The sequence below is a fragment of the Desulfosarcina widdelii genome (assembly GCF_009688965.1).
Taxonomy (GTDB): Bacteria; Desulfobacterota; Desulfobacteria; order Desulfobacterales; family Desulfosarcinaceae; genus Desulfosarcina; species Desulfosarcina widdelii.
In genome coordinates, this window is sequence record NZ_AP021875.1 from 3,407,214 (window position 1) to 3,428,984 (window position 21,771).

Sequence of the window (21,771 nt, forward strand, 5' to 3'; positions counted from 1 at the left end):
AATATCGGGGCGTAGCGCAGTCTGGTAGCGCACCTGCTTTGGGAGCAGGGGGCCGGAGGTTCAAATCCTCTCGCCCCGACCAATTTCCAAAATAAAAACGGGGAATTAGCGAAATTGTTAATTCCCCGTTTTTTGTTATTTTTGGTTTGGGTACCCGTTTGGGTACCCGTTTTGGTGCCTTTATAAATTGGACCAAAAAAAAACCGGCCTCAGGCTTCCCCAGGTCCGGTCGATGCTTTCGCGATGTTAAGGTTGAGAATTCGCCACCCCATCATATCCAACATAAAAACAACACGGGGTTGTCTAAAAATTTGCACCCTCGTGTTCAGTCACTTTTCGCAAATTATTAGTTAGCTTTAGAGCCGTCAAAAACTTTTGCTTGAATTTTTGCATTTTCATTAAATACCAAACTATATTCTGCTTCTAAAAACCTACTTATAACCCTAGAGGCAATGTCAATATACTTATCAGTTACGAAAAAGTAGCCTTTTAACTTTTTCAGATCATAAGTAGTTTTCCATCCCTCAAGATCAAAAAAATCACCCATTGGAGCGATCTTTCCGCTAAAAGTCATTACGGGGCCATGAACTGCCTCATCAAAAGATGGTGCTTTTGGGAAACTAAAATAAATATCATCAATTGAAAAATTTTCGCATCCATCTATTGATCTCATTTCAGCGACAATTTTTTTTCTTAACTCATACCTTGTGCTTGGCAATCCCCGGAGATCCTCTAACAGCCTTCTCCAATTTTTCTTTACAGAATAGTCGGTTGTTAAATTTACGACCGATTCTTTGTTTAAGACGAGACATCGTTTTGGCAAATCACGATTTTTTATTTTGTCCCTAATCTTGTTATACCTATCTGTCGTTCCCACGTTACAGGATGAAAAAAGATCGTAGTCAGTATACTTTAAAAAATCAGTCGGGTGTTCGATATCAATTCTATCGTTCTTCTCATGAAGTAGCTCCATGACTATGTCATGTACCAAAATATCCGAAGCAAGCACTTTTTGGTGATGGTAGACAAATGAAAAAAGCATCATTTTGCTAAATATCATTTGTTCGACAGCGCTCACCCCCCCTTGTTCCATAGCCAACCTACAACCGCTGTCGTCTGCAAATATATGTATTTTATAAAAATAACGTTCTATATCGTATGTAATTTCTAATCCTGCAGTCCGGGCATCCCTGTAAAGATATTCAAGTTTATCAACATCATAAGGACCGTAAATAATATCTTGCAAATAGCGCTTGTCATCTGAAGGTGGTATACCCACAATAATTTTGGATATATCATCCAAACTTGGAACAGATTCAGAATCTGGGAACAACCCAGCAATGTTTTTTTCCCAATACTCTAAAAAATATGGGTTGCTAACAATCAAATATGAAAAAAACTCATGTGGCTTTGCAGATATTTCAACTTCCTTCATTACAGGTTTAACAATGGGACCTAAAGCAATTTCACTTGCATGAGATAAAAAGCAGTGACCAACATCATGCAGCAAACCAGCGAGTCGAACAGTATATATATCACGATTGGAGATCCCAACATCTTTAACCGCTTGAACTTCTGCCTTCTCTTTTAAACGAGTTATGAGTCGACCCGCAAGGATAGTTACTCCCAAAGTATGACAAAACCTGTTATGAACGCCTGAGGGATATGTAAGAAATGCTGACCCTAACTGATGAATCTGACGAAGGCGTTGGCAAAGGGGGGTGTCAAGCAGAGCTATCTCCCAAGGGTAGAATAAACGAGAGCCCCAAAGTGGATCATGAATTACCTTCATTCCTGGCTTTAGGGCTTTGCTTTTAGGAAGTAAGAAATTTTTTAATAGGTCTGTTAGGTGGTCCGAATATTCATCAACAAGTTTGGGTTTGCTCATCATTGATTATTTCGAAGTTTTGATTGAATAGTTCGGCAATTTTGGAAATAGTTTCAATCTCTGGCTTATCTTCTATAGACTCATCTTCACTAAAATTTGCATCAACTCTGAACATAGTCAATGATGGATTTGGGCGTGTTAAAAAACCAGCCTCTTGCAATTCAATAAAGCAATCTGCGATTTCTTTTGAATATTTGTAATCAGGACTTTGTCTGAAGTTAACATCTTCAAATAACGAAGGATAGTCTTTTTTCATGTTGAAAAAAAACTCATGAATCTTCGACAAGGGTGATGAAAATTTCATTCCCCTTTGTGGTAATGACTTAGCCAAAATAGTCAATACGGTATCAAATAAGCTTCTTTCGGGCACATAAGCTGGGAAACGACCTACTTTAGTTTGCATTATTGCCCTCCTTAAGTTAAAATAATTATACAAACTACAACAGAGCGTACTTCACCCTTGCCTCGATAGTGAGGTGAATTTTTAATAAATGGTAACATTTTAGGTAGTTTGAGACAAGAGTCGGTGCGATTCCATTTCGGTTTCATTTGGATTAAACCTATAAAATAAAACGATGTCAATAGTTTTCGTACTTTTGTATACATGCAAAATACATGCTGTGTAGTCAGTTTTTTGATCTAAAAACTTTTTTACTATTTTGCCGCGAAATACGTGACTATCTGATAATTAATTCATATCAACCTACTGTGACAGATCAGGTCACAGCGTCTGGAAAATTTATCAAAAGCCGGCCCAGGCATCGCCCAGGCCGGTTTTTAATTGGTTCCGCCGACTATACAGCCGCGCCATCCAGTAGCGCCGAGACTTCGTCCGCCGTCATTCCCATCGATACAAGTTCCGACGCGGACCGGAACAACCCCGCGATCCGTTCCGCCGTCCATCCCGCCAGTTCAAGATCAAAGACCGCGTCCGCTTCCTTTTCCCCGACGCCATATCGACAAAGGATAGCCCGGTTCCGAAGCCTTAACCGTCGATTCGGCCCTATTTCGCGCTTTTCCATGGTTAAAATCCTTCCGTTTGGGTTGTCTTTCGTCAACAGTCCCAAAAAAAGAACAATTTGTCAACCGATTGATATATTTATGTTTTTCCATTTTTGGTTCCAAATTTGGAAGTTTTTAAATCGGAATTCGGAAGCCGTCGCTATCGGACGGACGGTCCGCCGTCGACTAAAGCGGAAACGAAACCGACCGGGTCCGCGTCGATACATTCGACAACCGCCGCGACGGTTACGCCTGGAACGAAAACCGCCAGGAGTAAAGCCAAGACGCCGGGAAGGTCGGACAGGTCGACCCGGCCGCACCGGTCGGAACTGAACTGGCAAGATTCACATGGAAGGGCTTTATCGTTCCGACGGGCGGCGCGGGTAAGGCAAGCGCTATAATGACGACAAAAGGGGTTCCGGGTCAAAGCGATTCCGCCAAGGCCGTCAAGGCGTTCCGGATTTCGACGCGAAGGATGGTTTCAACCTTTTTTTGATCGCTTTCAGCCGATAGGACCGCCGCCAACCGGTTCGGGATGTTCAACATTGCATCGCGGGTGGTCCTGGCGCATTCAAAGGCGTCCTTTTCGACTTCGGACCGTGGGATAAGGTCGCCCGACTTGGCGTCGTATTCCAGCTTTTTAAGCGCCGCTTTGTAATGTTCATTCAAAGCCCTGCTTCGTGCATAATCGGGGTCCTGGTCGCCAAGCCCGGCGGCCTGGATGGTTTCGCGCATTTCGCTTTCTGGAATGACGGCCACGGATTTTGACGGGTCCAGGTTCCTGCGAAGATCGTCGTCGGCCATATCGGGATCAATCAGGGTCCACTTGCCCTTTTTGGTTATGGCGGCGGCGCTGATTTGGCCGGTCTGGATTAGTACGGAAACACGTTGACGGCTTATTCCGACGTGACGACCGTATTCGGTCATGTTCATAAGCGCCATTGCGGCCCCCCTCGTTTATGGCAACGGAAGTGCAATATTGCGGTCAAACTCATTCCTGGAAGGACGAAACCGACCGAAAACCGCGACCGCCGATATATGCCACAATGTGGTAATTTCAAAAATGCCCCTTTTTTCAGGGTTTTTATACTCAAGCGCAACAGTTTTTTTGCGCTCCTGCGTTCTCAAAGAAAGCGCCTCACTGCCCCGCATGTCGCTTGAACGCTCAGAAGGACCCGCGCCCGGCCCCGGCCTTTCCCTGGACGCAAGGGGAAGCCCAGGAACGGACGCAAATCTAATGAGGATGTCCGGGCCGGGACGGGGGGAATGAAAGGCCCCTGGCGTCGACCCGGACAATAGCGCGACGCCCCACGCGACAAAAACAAAGGCCGCCGGGACCGAAGCCCCGACGGCCCACGAAATGAAATAAAGACTGCCGCTGGCATTGGTTCGTTTTCACCGTTAAAGAATTAAAGCCGCAACCCATCCAGACGAAAGTTGCGGACCACCGTAGGGACCGGACGAACCTTTAAGGGAACCGGATCTGCCAGCCGACCCGGCAATGACGCCCATGGTGGTGAAAAGGCACCCGGAACGTGCCCCAAAAAAGTAGCGCCCCGATGAGAACTCTCCAAAAAACAGGAACCAATTAAATTTTGGGTGTTGGGTATTGGCATCGGGGCGCAAATTGTAAACCTTATCGCAAAGCTTTTTCGACGGCCGTCACGACCTTGAAAGCCGAATCGATTTTCTCGCGGGCCGACTTGACCAATTTGGAACCATATTTTTTCTCAAGGCCGTCCAGTTCGGCATATACCGTATTGCCATAATCCGTGGCATCGGCGACAGCGGATCGAATCTTTTCGACCATATTGGAACGACCGGCATTGCCCATATCGCGGTCAATCGACACTTGATAAAGCTTCAACGATTTTTCCAATTCCTTAGACCTGACAGAACGCCTGTCTTTCAATTTCTTTAGCTTGCCGTTTAAGACGTCGATTTCTTTATCCAGTCGGGCGGACTCGGCGGTAATGCCGTTATGTTCGCTTGATCCTTTGACTTCCTCTTTCAAAGCAAGCTTACAGTTTCGACGCGCGACAATGGCCTGTCCAAGCTTTTCTTCAACGCGAGTAATATTCCAGTCGATGTCATGAATTCGGCCTTCGATTGAAACCACTTCTTCATAACCGCCGTTTAGGCGCGCGGTTTGACTTGTTTTTTCGGCTCTACTCTTTGCCGAACCCGTAAACGAAAAACTTGTCATGTTGCGGACTGAATCGGTAGTTGATCTGTCCATTAGCGCCCCCCCTGGCCGAAGCCCTTAATCAAGCCTTGGCTATAGGCGGCTTGATAATGGCAATAGGCTTCGAAGTCGCCTTCGAATTCGTCGCGAAGCTTGGCGTCGCGATTCCATTCGGCAAGGTACGATTGGCCGTTTTTAAACTTCTCAGCAATGTTTTGATTTTCGGTGGACATTTTCTGATTTCCTTTCAAGATTTCATTTTGTGGTGCGGTTTCACTAAGTTCACGGCGAAGCAAACAATCGACGCAATGCCCGCAATCGCAAGCCGGACGGTCCTGTAAATAAAGCGCGGCGTTCCGGCGTTCCGATTCAAAAAAGCATTTCATCGAATGCCCCCATTGATTCGCGGAACCTTGCTTACCAGTCGCCGCCGGATTTCGTCGTCAAGACGGCGTTTAGCCGCGAGAAGTTTTTCTTCATCGTCGCGGCGACCTTCGTCGATGGCCTGAAGCCAATGCGACAACATTTTTTGACGGGCTTTCATGACAGGATGTTCGACAAGCATGGTTTTCTCCATTCGATGGCCCCATAATATCACCGCCGGGGCCGCCGGTTCAAAACACGCGGCGGTACTACGCGGTACGAAACGGAAAGTTTTTACAGCAAACGTTGATCCAGTTCGGCCGCCATTTCGGCTTCTTTCCGTTCGATAAATTGGACGATACCGCCCCGATGAACACGAAGCCCGCCAACCTTAATCACCGGCCCAAGTTCGCCATCCCGAATTAAATCATAGGCAAGGGTCCGACCGATCCCGAATAAATCCATGATCTGTTGTGGTGTCCAGTACTGGCGCTTATGGATGGTATTGGGTTTCATCGCCGCCGCCCCTTGGAAAGCGCCCCGCCCGGAACATCCAGCCATTTTTCTTGATACATACCCCAGTCCGGACGCTTCACGACTTGGCCGTCATCGAGCAGTTTTTTAGCCAAGGCTTCGAGTTTTTTTCTGGTGAACGCTTGGAATTCGGGCGGAAGCTCATCTCTCCGCCCGAACAAGCCGCTTTTTCGACCGCTATAGGTGAAGGGCTTGTTCAGGGCCGCCGTCTTCGCTATGGCCTGTCTCAGTTCGCTGAGAAGATGCTTTTCATTCGGTGGCTTGACGGGGGCGTTGTTTTCAACATCCTCTTTGATCTTTTGAAGGAAGGCTTCGAACGATTCGATAATGCCGATTATTTCCGGGCCGTAATTCTTAGATATAGTCATTTCCTATTTCTCCTTTGGTGGTCGTCAGCATGGCCGCGAAGCGGCCCTTCTATTAATAACCCAGGGGGACGGGCGGGACAGGAACCGCCCCGGCCCCCGGCCGGGTTATTAATAGAAGCTTCTTTTTAAAGCTTCTATTAATAACTTCGTGGCTCGCTCCGATACAGGTGGGTGGCTCGCTCTGATACAGGTAGGTGGATCGCTCCGATACAGGTTCGCGAAAACCTGTATCACTCCGATACGGGTTTTGCCTTCGTTCCCGAAGTCCGTTCCCGGATAAAACCTGTATCGCTCCGATACGGGTTTGAAGTTGGTGGGCGGCCCTTATTTTCATTCGTCACCCCCCTTCTTTTTCTTCCTGGCGGTCTTGTTGCTTGGTGCAAAAATAGACCGATAGGCAAGGCCGGGAACGATAGGATAAATTATCGGGGCAACGCCGTTGCCGAAGTGTTCCAATTCAACCAACCCCCTGTTTGCAAGATTGTCCCGGTTCCGACGCCAAGTCATTCTTGACATGGTTGAAAAAGCGGCGGCCCGGCACGGACCCGGCCAGCATTCGAACGTCCATGGACCAATAAGGGCCGATTTAATAACGGCCGCAACAACGACTTTCAGCCGCTCGTAGTCCCTGCCATCGACGCTCATGGCTACAAGAAAATTTTCTATACCCCTCCATTTTTCCACAAAGGCGTTGCAACGCCTTTGTGGAATTTTTCGCAACTGTTGGAATGATCGCGCTCGCTGGATAGCAAATTGCCGTTTTCGGAGGAATTCCGAGCTCGGTCAGACTGGAAACTCGGGGTGACTGCGGGGGTGCTAATTCGATCTAACCAGGAATAACAGGCCAATACCGGGTGCGGGATGCGCTGCGAGTTGACATAATGTTAGTTTAGTGTCGATCCATAAATGGTAATTTTCAGAGCCGAGTCGCAAAAAAATAGAGTGGTAAAATCCTCGGCAGGATTTTTCTCACCATCGCTACATCGGTTTGTGGCTAATTTACCGAAATCGGCTTAATGCAAGCGCACTTGTTCAACCAGTTTTCACGATGCGGAATCGATTAAGGTCTCAAGTGGCTGTTTTTCCCCTGGCGATGGTCAGCAGGTTGGCGGCCACAATCGAAGACCAAACATAGGATTTAAACGAGTCCCATCCTTTCCAGGTACAGCGGGTCAGGCCAAGGCAACGCTTCAGCCAGGAGATACCGGATTCAATACCCGCTCGAAAGCGGCGCAATCGACGATACACATATTGGCTGCGGCACATGTCGGTTTCAGATAGACCTCGTTTCTTGGCAAAGCAGACGTCTTTGATCTTACGCGATTGGGCTCGCTTCAAGTTTTCCTTGGATGCAAAACCGCCGTCGAAGCTGGCCTTGAGGGGATAGCGGCCATAAATTTGTTTTTGCCGCTCAAGCATCGGTATCGTCAGGTCGGCGTCGGCCGGATTGCCTTCGGTGATGACACAGTCCAAAATAAGGTTCGACGCGCCTCCGGTCAGACAGATTTTGTGACCAAACAGCGTATCGCGCCTATCCTTGACGATGATATCGGTATGTGGCTCGAACAACGATACTACTTTGTCTTTGGCATCGACCGTTTCTCCATGAAGAACCCGGCGTTCGGTCTGGTGGATCACCCTGCGGGTCAGATCGACAAAATGTTCGATCTGGAAGCCAATCGTCATGACCAGCGGGTCGCAGGTCGCACCGGCATTGATCGCAGCGACTGCCTTATGAGCGTACCCAACCACTTTGCGACTGGTTTTGAGCAGGTCCACATAGGCAACCTTACGCTTGTTTTTCCGTTTGGCATTCATCACCGCCAGCATCCGTCGTTTGGCAACACGGGTATGGTTATGGAAGTCAGGAACTGTGATCCCCGATTCATCCCGGAAGCGCTTCAGCAGCCTCGTCAACACGCGAACACCATCCCACAGCAGGTTGGAGTCGGTGGGATGATGGATGTGAGTTTCAACGCACGTGCAATCGACCCGGACCTGTCGGCCCTTTTCAATGCCCTTTTGCTTCGCATATCCCAAAAGATCCGCATTGATCAGTTCCCAGGTGGCGTCCGATATGCCTTTGATATTTTTGTTCAGGGCGGATTTTTTGTATCCCTTGTCGGCGATACCGATCCGGCAGAACCAACTCAATGCCTGCGAATCGACAATATGAAATGCCAGTTCATCATACGTAAAACCGAAAAGGATTTTGACGATAGCACAACGCAGTACCTGGTCGGCGCTCATGCCGTCAGCCCCAGTTCGATAGGCCACCAGCTTGCCCTTGTTCAAATCTTGAAGAACGCGATCACAGATGATAGGGTGAGCATCGATGATACCACTGATAGCTGTAAGTTCTTTTGCTTGGGCGTGGTCTTTGATCTGAGGCATCAGGGGCATCTGTTTTTGCCATTTTTCGCGCATTTTGTGATCGGCTCCTTTCTTTCTTTTGTAGTGATATTGGTTGTTTGGCGACTTTCAATATACTACAAAGAGAAGAGAAAAACCACTACAAAATGCGCGTTTCTTATTTATTACAGGTAGTTATTCCTGTGGATGAGCACTAGTTTAACATGATGTGTAATATCAGAAAAAAGGATTTAATCATCTCAAATGAGGGCAATGGAGCGCTTTTCAGGAGACAGCTTTGCCGTAAACAAAAAATTTTCCCCATGGACTGTCTCTCTAACGATACGACCCATACGAAAATAGCCTTTCTTTTTTCTGTGGTGGGTCGGTGGATTCAACTGACTGGACAGAGCGGACATTTGTCGGATACTGGTCTGATAAAAAAATTCCAAAGTGAAAGTATATTTTAGCTCGGCAGGAAACGATATGGGAAACGGTGCTTAAAGCCTCAAAATAGGGAAAAGGCGTTCCTATTTATATCATATGATTACAATATGTTATAAATTCTCATCGGAAATTGACAAATCATCGTGTAAAAACACAGGATATTGACAAAATTCGTTAGAGGCCATTGCCATTTTTCGTTGTGACTCCGTCAATATCTTCAATGATTTCAAGCCCCCCATTGACATGATTCGTTGTGACCTACAAAAAGATAACGGGAGGTTAGCAATCTTGCTAATTTTCCCGTTTTTCGTTATTTTCCTTTGGGGTACAATATGGGGTACAAAAAACAGGGTCTTTATCAACCTGTGTTGTCAATTTGCTATGGTAAGCGGTCGATGTATTGAACATCTGTCATGACACATTGGATAACGCCTTTTTCCAAAGAAGGGTACAATTCAGCAAAAGGTATTTTAAATGGCTTTCCACCTGCTGCGGTGACGACTTCCTGTAGTATATCTGGATTGTCGGCCTCTTTAAGAGAAACGATTCGCACCCTTTTATCTTTTAAATCTTCTAGTTCATGTACCCAGCGGTCACAAAAAACAACTGTCTCTTTGCAGATGTCGCAAGCGCTAAAGCTCAAGCCGTCAGGATGAAAAAACCGCGACTTTTTCGTAAGGGTTATGATTTGTGTGTTTTTTATTCCAAGTGCGTCTTTAGCTCGCCATTGTCGTAATGACACCGGCAGGCCCCAATTTTTTAATATTGCTGTCATGCTATCGATCCTTAGGGCAATGCCATCGTTTAAATTGGATCTTTTTATCATTCCGATTAGCTTCAAGTCCGTGGTAAACAATGCACCGCCAGATGAGCCAGGGGGAAGGTTTGTCGCTTCGAACTCATAATCGGCAAGGCGCTTTTTTTTAAATTTAAAGGGTATGGCGTTCAAGGACCATTTTTGGCCTTTTTCATGCGTGATGGCATGAAGGCTATCGCCCCACGCCATATCGGTATTTTCATCTATGATCGCAAACGGAAAAAGCTGCCTTGTCAGCCCCAACGATTCTGCATGGGTCACTACAAGCACGGCAAGGTCGGTCTCTTTGGCTTCCCGGTAGTCCGAAAGCAATTTGGCGGTGAATTTTTCGCCTGGCAGCTGAGAAAACTCCACTTTAATATTGTGAGCATCTTCAACAGCCGATTCACCCGAAAAATTGGGATCTTTTCTAACAATATGGCGTGCTGTTGCTATATATAGCCGGTTATTAGCTGCGCCAAACACGATACCGGTTCCTACACAAGGAGCATCTTTGAACTCACCGCTGATCATAGCGACAATTTTCTTTGCCTGTTTTACTCGCCTTTCTGAGTTCAAGGCACTATCGGCTCGAACATCGGCTTTTGCTATGCACAGCAAAATGACTGCCGCAAACAAAACAGTTTTAAAAATATTGCGGGCACATGTTCGACAAATCATATCAAAATCCTTTCCACCACTTTATGGCTGTATAGACAATGCCAAATACATAAAGGCTCGAAAACCATAGCAAAGCCATCGCTTTTTGAGACTTTGCCAATTCCAGCAGTGTAGGCATTAGGTTTAACGCGTTGGCTTTCTCGCCCAAATATAGCTCGCGAGTGGTGCCATGAAATAAAGCACGAAGGTGCTGCGCTTCGGTTTTGACCAGACGGACTGTGCCCGAAACCAAATCAAGTTGCAGATTTTCACCATAGCGCAAACTAAGCTTTTCACCTTTTAATTCTTCAAGATAAAGGTCTCCAGCTACAATTGAAGATCGCCATGAAAAGACAGGATGTGAAGTTTCACTAAGGTTTTCCCTCTTGGATAACGAAAGATAATCTATAGCAAGTTGCTCTATAACAAGATCATTTATGCCTTTGCTTACCATAAATTGCAATTTGAACCCGGATGGATGCCATAAGAATTGGGGCAAAACAGGATCGCTGTATACCATTTTAGATTCTGCCTCAGCATAACGAACAGCTATTTCGCCTTGGATACTTAGAGAAATCTCACTTTTTATCGGCTTATTGTTTTGATTATATATTTTTAAAATCCACTGGTCTTTTTCACGCATCAATTCAATGGTATCTTCTTTAGCCACGACTACTTTGTTGAGTACTATATTATTCGCAGTGGAATTTGGTGTAGCAGAATTATGTTGAAAATTGAGCATGGGTTGGCTTAATTCGAGTATTTTTTGGTTGGCTTGTGGAGGAAAAAATGCTCTTTGAATCCCTGAAAGTGATGCACTTTCTATCGCAATAGGAGATGAAATTATTTGACTTTTTGAAATTGGACTAAAGCTCAGGCCAGATAATAACAGGTCGGCATCGATTCTGGTATCGCCGACATTTATAAATAATAGGGCGCTAATTATGACGAGAACAGAAAGAAAGACAGTCAGTATAAACCATGGATTACGCTTGTCTTCTTTTTGATTAAAGGTATTGCAGATAGTCTTAAGATTTAGTATACGTTCGATTTGCTCATCACTTATTTTTTCTCCATTCGACAGATTATCGCATAATTGTTTTAAATGTTTTTCAACCATTTGCTCAATAGGACACAAATTAAAATTCTTATGGCTTTTTGCTTTCAGTCGTGAAAAAACCATATAATCTCACCTGTCGGAAGATGATCAGATCCATAAAAAGCATTTATCTGAAACTGATAGTACCCAGTTTGCATACCACCTTCTATATTGATGATTATCAATTCATCTGGCCCTTTAAATTTCGCCACCGGCTTTGATTGGTGAAAATAATGAATGGGAAAACCGCTTTGTTGATCCACCGAAGCTAAGCTGTAAGTTATATCATATAAATAGTAATCTGATTTAAACACCAGTTTATAGGTATTGGGAACCGTAGAGGAAATCTTTATCGGGTAATAAATTTCTTTTTCAGTATTTCCCTTGGCCAATATAGTTCGGCAAACGATACCTATCTCTTTTGCTTCTATATTGAGAGCATAAATAAACCCCAAGGGCCAGTTATATTTCCCTGGATTTTTATCCATTATTTTGTCCATCTGATAGCTGTCAGAGTATGGATAATTCAGTACATACCCGCTAAGATGTACCGGATCGCTATTTTGGTTGCTCCACTTTAGCGGCAGGCTTTCAGGTCGTTCATGTAAAGTCGAATCAGCAGGCTGGCAGAATGAGACCAAATATAAGGAACCTTTTTTTGGTTTTTCATACAGACCTTCGCACCTGCCACCTCTTTCTTTATAGCGTAGTGGATTTTCACCTGGTGATATCAGCGATCGTACACAGTTGGTATCGCTTGCTGCGGGTTTAACTGCAATAAATTGAAAAAACAAAACCACAAAAATGGCAAACTGAATGAAAAGATTATTTTTCATCGCTTTACCTATTCTGTACAATATTAAGAAAGACAAGGGGCTACAAATATAAACGGTCTGAATGCTAATTATTATCTCATAGCATCAACTTTTTTGTAAAGACTCATCAGCTTTTTACATGGCTGACCATACTTGGGCGAGTCGGGGACGCCATCAATCTTCTAAGTCTAAGATTTTAAATTTAAAAGAAAAAAAATCCGGGCATACCTTTCCTTTCCAGAAAGGCAGTCTGGATGGTTCGATTAAAAAATCGCTCGTGACAGGAGCGACCCGTTTTTGGGCAGAGCGGGTATCGATAGGATATTGGTCGGAAATTGACAAATCATCATGTAAAATCAAAGGGTATTGACATAGTTTATAGAGGTCATTGACATTATTCGTTGTGACCTACAGCGATCAATACCCGAACATTCGCCTTTCAAACATCCTTGCAAGCGTCGGCACCTGCAAAGTCTTTTTTCATGCCATGAAGTTTGTGCAACCGGGCTGAATCTTGAGAGGCGGTCTCACCTTTCGCATCTTGACATATAGTTCGAGATCGAACTATTATCACCTCATGGACTTCGAAACCGACATCATCATTTCCCTGATTTCAAGAATCAGGGAAAAAGCCAACCGGTTCATCACGGCGGAACTTTCCGCCCGAAAGCTTAACGGCCTCAAACCCATCCACGGCGATCTTCTTCTGGCCTTGTTTACCAGCGACCGCCCCACGATGAAAGAGCTTGCTGACCGGGTGGACCGGACAAAATCCACGGTCACTAACTTGGTGGACAAGCTGGTACAATTGGGTTTTGTGGTTAAAACCCGGGACAACGAGGATTCAAGGGTATTCCACGTTTCTTTGACCCAGGAAGGAAAAGCCCTGAAGCCTCATCTGATCGATATCAGCCGCAAACTTATTGACCGCGTCTACAAGGATACGCCGGAGGAAGAGAGAAAACAGGTGGTTCGTATTCTAAAGCAGATTAATGATCGCTGGCCGCGGTAAAAATTTTCACCATATAGTTCGACATCGAACTATATTACCCCGGAAAGGAGGACGTTTTGACCCTTATCGAAAGACTGACCCGTCACGAAATCAAGGAACTGATCTGCAAATGCTGGATGACCCATGATGCCATGTGGTTTGCCAATACCCTTTTCACCCAAGGCGTTGACCAGGCGAACCAGTTGAACCGGGCGGCCATTAAATCCATGGTGGATGTCGAAATTGGGCGGTTTCTGAAAACCATGAACCTGTCTCGGGATCAGATAAAAAGCTTTGAGGGATTCAAGGCCTTTTTCCAGAATGTCCGGGAATTGCTGATTCCGGATTTCATGAATGTGACCATCGGTTTCGATGCACCGGATACCATATTCTGGCACTTCAATGAAAAAGGGTGTTTTGCCTACAATGGAGTGAAACGCCTGGAAGTGGAAAACCAATACCGATGCGGCGTTCTTTATCGCATTCAATGCTGGCTCACCTGCCTTGACATCCCCTTTGAAATGAACCCTGTACTTAAAAACTGCCTCATGGCCGAACAGGGCCGCTGCCAGGGGCACTTTAAATGTAGTTTCAATGAGCAGGTGTAAATTTACAGCGCCCTTCGACCTGGCTCACTATGGGATATTTTGGATTCAACCATCCAAGGCAGACCTGACGGCAAGTTCTCAATCATGAACCCGCAAAATCGGACAGCGCCTCGCCGTCAAGTCGGTAGAGAACCCAATCGTTTTGCGGCGTTGCATGGATGCTTCGATAAAATTGGATGGCTGGTTCGTTCCAGTCCAGCACGCTCCATTCAAAACGGCCGCAACCCTGGTCGACAGCCAATTTGGCCAGATAGCGCAGCGCGGCCTTTCCAGCGCCGCACCCTCTGTGTTTCCGGGTGATGTACAAGTCTTCGAGGTACAATCCGTTTTTCCCCAACCAGGTCGAGTAATTATAGAAGAAAACGGCATATCCGACGGGTTCATCGTCCAGGGAAACGATCAGGGCTTTCGCGCTGGCACCCTCGGACAGCAAGGATTCGCGTAACCCGTCAACGGTGGCCACGACGTCATTTTCCATTTTTTCATAAACGGCCAGTTCTTTGACAAAACCGAGGATCAAGCCTGCATCTTCGGATGTTGCCTTCCGAATAACGATCTTTCCCATTCTAACCTCCGACATTATAGGATATCTTTCGACCAAACGGTGTCATTAGCATATTCCGATGGAAATTCCAGAATACATTCTGTTCAGAGCTGGAAAATCAGGAATTCGTCAAGGCGACTTGTGATGAAGGACATCGCAAAAAAAGGGGAAGCCGGGCCGCCATTCGGCAGTCCGGCTTAATGAAGAGGAGGAGGCCAACACGGTGGTCCGGTTCAGTGACGCCGTGTTAAAATCCGATATGCAGGCTTAACCTTGCCGGGGAATGATCTCAACATTACCGGATGGTCATGTTGGGTTTCGGAAAAAGCAGCGATTTGGCGCAATCACGGAGGAAAATTTTCGCGTTGAAATAGCCGGAGGTTCTATATAAGGCGGGAATTTAATATAACTTCAAAATCTCGTTCGTGAAACGCAGGGCTTCGCTCGCGGTGGCGCTTAATCTGAAACCCGTCCGATATTTATTCGGGGTATGGGGGATGCAATAAACGGTTTCCGCCATGGTTTCCACGTTTAATCCGCCGCCGACAGAAGCTCTGATTTTAACGGATTTTGCATGAATCGCTTCGGACGCCTCAACCATCATTCCATTGGGGCTGATATTCAGGGCGGTTCCCACACCTTGACGGTCTATTTCGCCCTCGGAAGTCATGCATGTGTAAATGATCGGATGCTCGATCCTGACTCTTTTATATTCACGCATTTTCAGACAGTCACACCAAATTTTCTTTTTTATTAATGCATTAAGGTTTTTTATGCCTTTTTATGGCAGACAATGGAGAGGCTGACAAGTCAAATTTCGGTTAGATGGTGCTATGTAATCCATTTGCGGTTCACCTTTTACAAAAGTCTAATTTGACATTGAATTACTATGCGATCATTCTTTAGCGAAATGAATAATCGCAAATCTCAGGTCCACACACAAGGACAGGGCACTAAAGGATCCTATGAATAATTTTACTAAAATTTTAGCAACCATCGGTCCAGCCACATGCCAACCGGAAACGATCCGGAAGCTATTCGATGCCGGGATAAATGCGATCCGCATCAACATGTCGCATGGAGACCGATCTTCGCAAACCGAATATATTCAAAATATCAGGAAGCTTAACGACAACTTTCCCATCCTGATCGATACCAAGGGACCGGAGATCAGAACCGGAAAGATTCTCAACAATGCCGTGGATGTTGGCGTTGGTTCAACATTGCGTTTGATCGAATCCGAAACCCAGATGGAACCCGATACGATACCTGTCGATTATCCGCATCTGGATGAAATTCCCGTTGGAACCCGCATTCTTTTCGATGACGGACTGGTCGAATCGGAAGTTGTAAAACAGGAAGGCAACGCGTTGTTCGTCCGGGTGATCAATGACGGTCCCATTGGGACGGGTAAAAAGGTAACCATTCAAGGCTACCGCGTTCAATTGCCTTTTCTCACGGAGCGCGACAAGCAAGACATCCAATTTGCCGTAGAGAAGAAAATTCGTTTAATGGCCGTATCTTTCGTTCGCAGCGCCGATGACATCAAGTCCCTCAAATCATATCTGGCCGCACTGGGGACGACGATGATGCTCTTCTCTAAAATCGAAACGGGTGAGGCCGTTGCCAATCTGGAAGAGATTCTGGAAGAATCCGATGGGATCATGGTCGCCAGGGGAGACCTGGGCGTTGAACTTCCGCTTCAGGAAGTTCCCGAGATTCAAAACAGAATCATCAAACAATGCAATCAGGCCGGCAAACCGGTTATCGTTGCCACTCAGATGTTGGAATCCATGCGCGAAAACGCGCGTCCGACACGTGCCGAGGTCAACGATGTTGCCCATGCCATATTACAGGGTGCAGACGCCATTATGTTGAGCGCGGAAACCGCAACGGGGAAATATCCCATCCGCTCGGTTGAAATGATGCGCCTCATCTCGAATCAGTATGAGAAACAGGTGAGCGGCATCATCAAAAAATATCGAAGAAAGGAAGAGGTGGGGCGGACCGGCATTGCTCAATACATCGCCAAAGCGGCCTATCACGCTTCCGAGGAGCTTGGCGCCAAGGCGATTCTGACGCCGACAGAATCCGGTTTTACGGCCAGAAATGTCTCACGCTTCAAACCCAAATGCCCGATTTTAGCGAGCACCAGAGATTCCATCGTTGTCCAGCTATTGCACCTGGTTTGGGGTGTGTTTCCAAGGCTGGATATAGACGCAACCCTGGACCTGAATCACTATGCCATGTCTTATCAACTCATTGAGCACTATTACAAAACCGGTATTCTTTCCGAACAGGATCGAATTATCATTATTTCGGGCAGCAACCTGATGACCAAAAGAGGAACCAATCTGCTTGAAGTGTATTCGGTTAAAGACATTATCGAGGATGGACTGACCGGGAAATCCGACGCATAATTTTCTGCCTTCGAAAAAAATACGAAAGCAGCCGGTGATTTTTATAAAAATCGCCGGCTGCTGTAGTCAAAAAATGGCCCTTAAATTTTCTCGATCCTCGTTTTTATGTACTTGAGCAGGGGGGTCCCTCCCATTTCCTCAGAGATGTTGGGCTTTTGAATGCCGGGTGGATTCTGCCCGCCGAATTGGGGGAACTTGGGATCGCCCTCCAGCCCCCGCAAGTGACCGAAACCACCGGCGGCGCCCAATATACCGGGCATGATATCGTAAGTGGGATGCGCTGTCATCTCCACCTGTCCCCATGGGGACTTGAGCCTGACCCGGTCACCTTCGGAAATTTGAAGATCATGGGCATCCATCTTGTTGATCCACAAGGGATTCGAACTCATTGACTTCATAAGCGCCCAGTCGCTGAATGTGGAAGAGTGCTCATGCTCGAAAATACGGAAATTCCCGAAGTGAAACGGATAGGTGGCATCGGTGGCCAGGTCTGGCGGACCGTCATGATAGTTGGGCAGCGGATCCACACCTTTTTCCTGGGCTACCGGGTTGACAAAATTGTACTTTCCGGTTTTAGTATTGCCCGATGAGCCATATCCCTCCGGTGGATTGAGAGAGCCCCACTTTTTGTATTTATAGTAGGATGCTTCGTCCGTAATCACATAGCCTTTCTTCTTCAACTGGTCCAGAGTGCATGGCAATCCGTCCAACTGGTTTTCAAACGCTTCCTCGATGGTTTTCCATGGGAAAAAGTGGCCCAATCCCATCCGGTCAGCCAGTTCCATGGTGATCCAGTACATGGACTTGGATTGATACAGCGGTGGGATCACCTCGGCCCAATAACTAATCTGGGCTTCATACAGCCAGTCGGGTTTGATCTGGCTCTGCTCAAGCCAGGTGGCGTCCGGCAGAACAACATCACACAAAAGCGCTGTATTGCACATGAAGGCGTCAATACAGACCTTGAATTTCATCTTATTGATCGCTTCGGTGATTGCTTCCTGGTTTCCCCAACTCAGCACCGGATCGCCAAAATAGCAGATCATCCCCTCAAGCTTACCGGAATCGACATCATCAAGCAGGTAGGCAGGGGCCCACCCGGACCACATGCCCAGTTTGTTCAATTTGGGCGCGTTGCCTTTGGGTGGCTTTTCCTGGCCTTTGCCCCAGGCAGGCTTAAGCTTGCGTTTGAATGGCAGCGAAGGACCGCCCGGCGCATCGAATGTGCCGCACAGCCCGTTCAATGCCTGGAGAGCAGCGGTAGCATACATACCGTTGGGAACCTGGGCCAGTCCTGTCCACGACATGGCGCCCTTGGCCGTCGATTTGGCGAATTCAAGGGCAATGCGCTCGATGGTTTCAGCCGGAACACCGCTGATTCGGGAAGCCCAAGTCGGTGTTTTGGGGGTATCGTCGTCTTCCCCCATCACTCGCTTTTTGAACTCTTCGAATCCGGTCGTCCAATTCGCCACGAAATCCCTGTCGTAAAGCCCGTTTTTAATGATGACATGGCACATGGCAAGAGCGACCGCCGCATCCGTGGACGGCTTGATTGGGATCCATTCCGTTGCCAGGGCCGCCGTTTCAGAACGCCTCGGGTCCAGCACCACCAGTTTGGCTCCCCGGGCAACAGCCGCTTTTAGCTGGGCCGTTTTTCTCTGACCATAGGAGGTAGACAGTTCGTTCATCCCGAAATGGAGAATGTAGTCCGCCTCCTGGTAATTGATCCATGGCCGCTTGTCGCTCAGGTTATGCTCGTTGGACATGCGGTTGGCGTTGTCGCACATGGGGCGATGGGTGGTCTTGGGGCATCCCAGATGATCGAAAAGCGCTTCATGGATCCAATTGGTAAAGTCATTGCCCCGCATGTACCCGATCCGGTTCGGATCCAACGATTTAAAATCTGCGACGACTTTATCGAGTGCTTCATCCCACGAAGCTTTTCGAAAACGACCATTTTCCTTGATTAGCGGCGATTTAAGTCGGTAGGCCGAATAGACGTGGTGCCTTGCAGATGCGCCCTTGGGGCAAAGCCGCCCGCCACCTTTAATATCTCCCTGCAATCCTGCTGTGGACATCAACACCCCATCCTTGAGCTTGGCGGTCATCCCGCACAGCGCCCCGCAGGCGTAGCAATGGGTCGGCACGGTCCGGGCCGGAAGAGGATCGATCGCTCCCGGTTTCAAAAGAAAGGACTCTTTTGCCAGAGGCAAAAGTCTAAACACCTTGCCGAGTTCAATCAAATCGGCTGCCGGGTCCACGGGTGCCACTTCCTCACGGGGAACGGATTCCAAGTGGGCCACATACAGATACGCTAGGGTCAGTTCCGCAAAAGCTTTGTAAAAACCGGACTTGTCGGCGGAATGAAGAACAGCACAAAATTCCGTTCGCCAAGCCATATGCCGCCGTCCGAAATCCTTGCGGGTTTCTGCTGCGGACCTGTCGCCGACCTCCTCCCGCCGGTTCAGTTCGGCCAGAAAATCAAATTCGACGGAGATGTGATCTTCCGGCTCCGGATACTGCGGATCTTTGTGAAGGCTATGTTTTCTTAAAGATTCCCTCATCTGAAAAACCGTCTCGCCGTAAAGTGTAGGTTCCCTGTCCGCGTAAAACGATTCATAAGGAATAACCGGGTTGTCGCCGGCATTGAGAAAAAGATCCGCATATTCGTATTTCAGGTTCTGGAAGGTATCTATTCCTGCGCTGTCCATGAACTCGAACAGCACATGTGTACCATGGCGCATCTCTTTTGAATAAAATCGTCCCGATGCATCCTTCAGGGCTTCCAGGAAAGCCTCGCTTTTTAGGGCCTTGTATAGTTCTTCACTGATCTCGTCCGCGAAAATAGTAGCCAGAAATCGCTGAATGGTAAATCTTGCTGCGGCAAGTTCTTTGGTTTCCATGGTCTGCTCCATAATGATTGGATGGATTAAACGTTAAGGCTGCCTTTAATGGTGCTCTTCCCTTTCAAAAGGGCGCGTTTGAGACAGGCGTCCAATTCTTCCCTGACGATCGGCTTGAACAGAAACGAACAGGGGGCAAGCCTGAGCGCCCGGCGGACTTCCATAATGTCGGGAGCATCACAAAAGATCACCACCTTGAAATTAGGGGATATCTCCCGTAAATGTTTGATCATGTCGATGCCTTCAGCATTTGATAAAAGCGCGATATCCACTTTGTTTTCCCGGGCAAAATCGATCGTTTCTCCGGGATCGTTGAATGTTGCGACATCGTGCCCCAAGGAAGACACTACATCCCAGTTCATTGCCAGATCGGAATCGTAGGCCAGTATTTGAGCCATAGTTCACCTCCTGAAATAAATTCGTTAGAGTCCTTGTACGACAGAATCATTTTCCATCAGTTGCAAAACTATTTATTTTACATCATCTTCCAAAATCACATGATCAGGCAATCAAGCGGCTGGCGCGCCAGAGGAGATCGTCACCATGCATTATTTCCGGCACCGGCGACGGGTGATAAATGAATATATTCGAAAGCGTTTTTAGACGCATCTGTATAGAGCATTATCCCATAACTCGTAATTATTGGTCTTTTCCGGTAATGTCAAGAAAAACCAAGAATGACATCATAACGTTGTCCGTTCGCATCATTTTGATTTCAGTTTGTTTTCGTACATCTTTTTCCTGTTGATGACGTCGGTGGTCATAACGGGGGAGAAGTTACCGGAAGGGGGCGGGGTGCCGGAAAAATAAACAAGCCCGGAAATCCGATTTCATCATACCGAATCGGATTTCCGGGCGGCAGGGATAGCAATCGGTTTGCTATTCTGCTTCCTTTAGCATATTGAACGGGAAATCAGGCACATGAAAAAATCCGTGGAAATTTCGCCGGGACAGCAGCGGCTCTTTCAGGATCAGTCCGGTCGCTGCGTCCTTCTTCACAAGACCGGTATCGCCGTGTCTTTCTGGCTGACTGAAGACAACGCCGTGCATGTGGTGGACCGGATCGAGGGAATCGACTTTAAAAAGACCGGCAGCCAGTTGATACGCGAAGGATGGAAATGCATCGGACCGGGAATGGACTATGCCTGGCTGATAGAAAAAACGTAAGCGCTCACAGGGTACCGAATCTGATTTGTTCCCGGGCGCTTGAAGGTTGACCAAACCGTCTGCGTGCCCGGTGCCTCACAGCTGCGGCACCCTGCAGACGCTTACTGATCAGGCAGCTGTGGCACATTAGGCATTTCAACCCCGTGAACGGGTAAAAAAAAACGGATGGGCAATGGGGCGTTTAGTGAAACGCCATGGCAAGGCCAGGGCAAGAGCCCTTTTCGAAGACGCCGGTCCCATGCAAACCGGCTAATCGGGCCTGCAGACGTCCTGCCCGAGGTTTTCGAGAACGGAAAGTTTTTTGTCGGCAGGCGTTTGTTTGATGCGATATTCCAGCTTGAGTGCATCGCTTTTGGTCATGCCGGCGCTGGCGGCCAGAAGCTTCACCGGTCTGCGGGATCGGGTGTATTTGGCACCGGTTCCCTGGTTATGGCACTCCAGCCGTTTTTCCAGATCGCTGCTGATCCCGCAATACAGTGAATGATCGCTGCACCGGACCAGGTATACGACCCAATTCTTCTCCAGTTTCGACAAGCGATGCGCTCCTTTGGTTTCCTGGCCGGCTTCAAGATCCGTTGAATCCTGACTGATGGATATCGCCATTTTGGGCTTGCGCTATAACGACGGTC

At 47.3% G+C, this 21,771-nt stretch carries 23 protein-coding genes and 1 tRNA gene; 6 read left to right on the plus strand and 18 right to left on the minus strand.

What is annotated here, in order from left to right:
• Nucleotides 1-5 precede the first annotated feature (5 nt).
• A tRNA-Pro gene (locus GN111_RS15790) sits at nt 6-82 on the plus strand.
• 264 nt (nt 83-346) lie between these two features.
• Here GN111_RS15790 and GN111_RS15795 read toward each other — a convergent pair.
• The 13 genes from GN111_RS15795 to GN111_RS15860 all read right to left on the minus strand — a co-directional run bounded on the left by GN111_RS15795 (nt 347) and on the right by GN111_RS15860 (nt 12,530).
• The gene (locus GN111_RS15795; protein WP_155304667.1) at nt 347-1,891 is read right to left on the minus strand and encodes an HD domain-containing protein; all 1,545 of its coding nucleotides are present in this window, start codon (nt 1,889-1,891) and stop codon (nt 347-349) included.
• Nucleotides 1,866-2,291 (minus strand): hypothetical protein, encoded by a 426-nt coding sequence (locus GN111_RS15800; RefSeq protein WP_155304668.1) that lies wholly within the window; start codon nt 2,289-2,291, stop codon nt 1,866-1,868. The genes GN111_RS15795 and GN111_RS15800 overlap by 26 nt, the downstream gene beginning before the upstream one ends.
• A gap of 391 nt (nt 2,292-2,682) precedes the next feature.
• Complete coding sequence (locus GN111_RS15805) at nt 2,683-2,910, minus strand: hypothetical protein (protein ID WP_155304669.1); 228 nt, start codon at nt 2,908-2,910, stop codon at nt 2,683-2,685.
• 403 nt (nt 2,911-3,313) lie between these two features.
• Nucleotides 3,314-3,832 carry a hypothetical protein gene (locus GN111_RS15810; protein WP_155304670.1) on the minus strand — a complete coding sequence of 173 codons (519 nt, stop codon included), beginning with the start codon at nt 3,830-3,832 and terminating at the stop codon, nt 3,314-3,316.
• 694 nt (nt 3,833-4,526) lie between these two features.
• Nucleotides 4,527-5,129, minus strand: a complete 603-nt coding sequence (locus tag GN111_RS15815) for a hypothetical protein (protein WP_155304671.1) — start codon at nt 5,127-5,129, stop codon at nt 4,527-4,529.
• Nucleotides 5,129-5,461 (minus strand): hypothetical protein, encoded by a 333-nt coding sequence (locus GN111_RS15820; protein ID WP_155304672.1) that lies wholly within the window; start codon nt 5,459-5,461, stop codon nt 5,129-5,131. Before GN111_RS15820 ends, GN111_RS15815 begins: the two co-directional genes overlap by 1 nt.
• Nucleotides 5,458-5,640: a hypothetical protein gene (locus GN111_RS15825; protein WP_155304673.1), complete on the minus strand. Its 183-nt coding sequence runs from the start codon at nt 5,638-5,640 to the stop codon at nt 5,458-5,460. The genes GN111_RS15820 and GN111_RS15825 overlap by 4 nt, the downstream gene beginning before the upstream one ends.
• Nucleotides 5,641-5,732: 92 nt before the next feature.
• Entirely contained in the window at nt 5,733-5,954 is a 222-nt protein-coding gene (locus GN111_RS15830; RefSeq protein WP_155304674.1) for a helix-turn-helix domain-containing protein, read from the minus strand.
• Complete coding sequence (locus tag GN111_RS15835; protein ID WP_155304675.1) at nt 5,951-6,340, minus strand: hypothetical protein; 390 nt, start codon at nt 6,338-6,340, stop codon at nt 5,951-5,953. Before GN111_RS15835 ends, GN111_RS15830 begins: the two co-directional genes overlap by 4 nt.
• Nucleotides 6,341-7,408: 1,068 nt before the next feature.
• Nucleotides 7,409-8,767, minus strand: a complete 1,359-nt coding sequence (locus GN111_RS15845; RefSeq protein WP_155302183.1) for an ISNCY family transposase — start codon at nt 8,765-8,767, stop codon at nt 7,409-7,411.
• A gap of 751 nt (nt 8,768-9,518) precedes the next feature.
• Nucleotides 9,519-10,616, minus strand: a complete 1,098-nt coding sequence (locus tag GN111_RS15850) for a S1 family peptidase (RefSeq protein WP_155304677.1) — start codon at nt 10,614-10,616, stop codon at nt 9,519-9,521.
• 1 nt (nt 10,617) lies between these two features.
• Complete coding sequence (locus GN111_RS15855; protein WP_155304678.1) at nt 10,618-11,778, minus strand: hypothetical protein; 1,161 nt, start codon at nt 11,776-11,778, stop codon at nt 10,618-10,620.
• Nucleotides 11,760-12,530, minus strand: coding sequence for a hypothetical protein (locus tag GN111_RS15860; RefSeq protein WP_155304679.1), 771 nt, complete (start codon nt 12,528-12,530; stop codon nt 11,760-11,762). Before GN111_RS15860 ends, GN111_RS15855 begins: the two co-directional genes overlap by 19 nt.
• A 118-nt stretch (nt 12,531-12,648) precedes the next feature.
• Between GN111_RS15860 and GN111_RS15865 the strand changes: the two genes are divergently transcribed.
• From GN111_RS15865 to GN111_RS15875, 3 genes are all read left to right on the plus strand, one after another.
• Nucleotides 12,649-12,879, plus strand: coding sequence for a hypothetical protein (locus GN111_RS15865; RefSeq protein WP_155304680.1), 231 nt, complete (start codon nt 12,649-12,651; stop codon nt 12,877-12,879).
• Between the two features lie 207 nt (nt 12,880-13,086).
• On the plus strand, nt 13,087-13,521 hold the full coding sequence (locus GN111_RS15870) for a MarR family winged helix-turn-helix transcriptional regulator (RefSeq protein WP_155304681.1): 435 nt from the start codon (nt 13,087-13,089) through the stop codon (nt 13,519-13,521).
• Nucleotides 13,522-13,577: 56 nt separating this feature from the next.
• Nucleotides 13,578-14,108, plus strand: a complete 531-nt coding sequence (locus GN111_RS15875; protein ID WP_155304682.1) for a hypothetical protein — start codon at nt 13,578-13,580, stop codon at nt 14,106-14,108.
• 82 nt (nt 14,109-14,190) lie between these two features.
• Here the strand turns inward: GN111_RS15875 and GN111_RS15880 are convergent, their stop codons facing one another.
• Entirely contained in the window at nt 14,191-14,673 is a 483-nt protein-coding gene (locus GN111_RS15880; protein ID WP_155304683.1) for a GNAT family N-acetyltransferase, read from the minus strand.
• A gap of 379 nt (nt 14,674-15,052) precedes the next feature.
• Complete coding sequence (locus tag GN111_RS15885) at nt 15,053-15,373, minus strand: PilZ domain-containing protein (protein WP_155304684.1); 321 nt, start codon at nt 15,371-15,373, stop codon at nt 15,053-15,055.
• Nucleotides 15,374-15,617: 244 nt separating this feature from the next.
• On the opposite strand from GN111_RS15885, the gene pyk reads away from it, so the two are divergent.
• A complete protein-coding gene (pyk, locus tag GN111_RS15890; RefSeq protein ID WP_155304685.1) occupies nt 15,618-17,072 on the plus strand; it encodes a pyruvate kinase in 1,455 nt (484 codons plus the stop codon).
• 80 nt (nt 17,073-17,152) lie between these two features.
• Here pyk and GN111_RS15895 read toward each other — a convergent pair whose 3' ends face one another.
• A complete protein-coding gene (locus GN111_RS15895; RefSeq protein ID WP_155304686.1) occupies nt 17,153-19,975 on the minus strand; it encodes a molybdopterin-dependent oxidoreductase in 2,823 nt (940 codons plus the stop codon).
• A gap of 26 nt (nt 19,976-20,001) precedes the next feature.
• On the minus strand, nt 20,002-20,373 hold the full coding sequence (locus GN111_RS15900; RefSeq protein WP_155304687.1) for a response regulator: 372 nt from the start codon (nt 20,371-20,373) through the stop codon (nt 20,002-20,004).
• Nucleotides 20,374-20,896: 523 nt separating this feature from the next.
• Here GN111_RS15900 and GN111_RS15905 point away from each other — a divergent pair.
• Nucleotides 20,897-21,142 (plus strand): hypothetical protein, encoded by a 246-nt coding sequence (locus GN111_RS15905; protein ID WP_155304688.1) that lies wholly within the window; start codon nt 20,897-20,899, stop codon nt 21,140-21,142.
• Nucleotides 21,143-21,391: 249 nt separating this feature from the next.
• Here GN111_RS15905 and GN111_RS15910 read toward each other — a convergent pair whose 3' ends face one another.
• Nucleotides 21,392-21,745 (minus strand): GIY-YIG nuclease family protein, encoded by a 354-nt coding sequence (locus GN111_RS15910; protein WP_155304689.1) that lies wholly within the window; start codon nt 21,743-21,745, stop codon nt 21,392-21,394.
• Nucleotides 21,746-21,771 lie beyond the last annotated feature (26 nt).

Excerpts from the sequence above, each read along its gene's own strand:
- GN111_RS15805 (WP_155304669.1), bottom strand. The coding sequence starts at position 2,910 with ATGGAAAAGCGCGAAATAGGGCCGAATCGACGGTTAAGGCTTCGGAAC.
- GN111_RS15830 (WP_155304674.1), bottom strand. The coding sequence starts at position 5,954 with ATGAAACCCAATACCATCCATAAGCGCCAGTACTGGACACCACAACAG.
- GN111_RS15905 (WP_155304688.1), top strand. The coding sequence starts at position 20,897 with ATGAAAAAATCCGTGGAAATTTCGCCGGGACAGCAGCGGCTCTTTCAG.
- GN111_RS15855 (WP_155304678.1), bottom strand. The coding sequence starts at position 11,778 with ATGGTTTTTTCACGACTGAAAGCAAAAAGCCATAAGAATTTTAATTTG.
- GN111_RS15860 (WP_155304679.1), bottom strand. The coding sequence starts at position 12,530 with ATGAAAAATAATCTTTTCATTCAGTTTGCCATTTTTGTGGTTTTGTTT.
- GN111_RS15835 (WP_155304675.1), bottom strand. The coding sequence starts at position 6,340 with ATGACTATATCTAAGAATTACGGCCCGGAAATAATCGGCATTATCGAA.
- GN111_RS15880 (WP_155304683.1), bottom strand. The coding sequence starts at position 14,673 with ATGGGAAAGATCGTTATTCGGAAGGCAACATCCGAAGATGCAGGCTTG.
- GN111_RS15845 (WP_155302183.1), bottom strand. The coding sequence starts at position 8,767 with ATGCGCGAAAAATGGCAAAAACAGATGCCCCTGATGCCTCAGATCAAA.
- GN111_RS15885 (WP_155304684.1), bottom strand. The coding sequence starts at position 15,373 with ATGCGTGAATATAAAAGAGTCAGGATCGAGCATCCGATCATTTACACA.
- GN111_RS15815 (WP_155304671.1), bottom strand. The coding sequence starts at position 5,129 with ATGGACAGATCAACTACCGATTCAGTCCGCAACATGACAAGTTTTTCG.
- GN111_RS15850 (WP_155304677.1), bottom strand. The coding sequence starts at position 10,616 with ATGATTTGTCGAACATGTGCCCGCAATATTTTTAAAACTGTTTTGTTT.
- GN111_RS15800 (WP_155304668.1), bottom strand. The coding sequence starts at position 2,291 with ATGCAAACTAAAGTAGGTCGTTTCCCAGCTTATGTGCCCGAAAGAAGC.
- GN111_RS15820 (WP_155304672.1), bottom strand. The coding sequence starts at position 5,461 with ATGAAATGCTTTTTTGAATCGGAACGCCGGAACGCCGCGCTTTATTTA.
- GN111_RS15895 (WP_155304686.1), bottom strand. The coding sequence starts at position 19,975 with ATGGAAACCAAAGAACTTGCCGCAGCAAGATTTACCATTCAGCGATTT.
- GN111_RS15795 (WP_155304667.1), bottom strand. The coding sequence starts at position 1,891 with ATGATGAGCAAACCCAAACTTGTTGATGAATATTCGGACCACCTAACA.
- GN111_RS15910 (WP_155304689.1), bottom strand. The coding sequence starts at position 21,745 with ATGGCGATATCCATCAGTCAGGATTCAACGGATCTTGAAGCCGGCCAG.
- GN111_RS15825 (WP_155304673.1), bottom strand. The coding sequence starts at position 5,640 with ATGCTTGTCGAACATCCTGTCATGAAAGCCCGTCAAAAAATGTTGTCG.
- GN111_RS15900 (WP_155304687.1), bottom strand. The coding sequence starts at position 20,373 with ATGGCTCAAATACTGGCCTACGATTCCGATCTGGCAATGAACTGGGAT.
- pyk (WP_155304685.1), top strand. The coding sequence starts at position 15,618 with ATGAATAATTTTACTAAAATTTTAGCAACCATCGGTCCAGCCACATGC.
- GN111_RS15870 (WP_155304681.1), top strand. The coding sequence starts at position 13,087 with ATGGACTTCGAAACCGACATCATCATTTCCCTGATTTCAAGAATCAGG.
- GN111_RS15865 (WP_155304680.1), top strand. The coding sequence starts at position 12,649 with ATGGCTGACCATACTTGGGCGAGTCGGGGACGCCATCAATCTTCTAAG.
- GN111_RS15810 (WP_155304670.1), bottom strand. The coding sequence starts at position 3,832 with ATGGCGCTTATGAACATGACCGAATACGGTCGTCACGTCGGAATAAGC.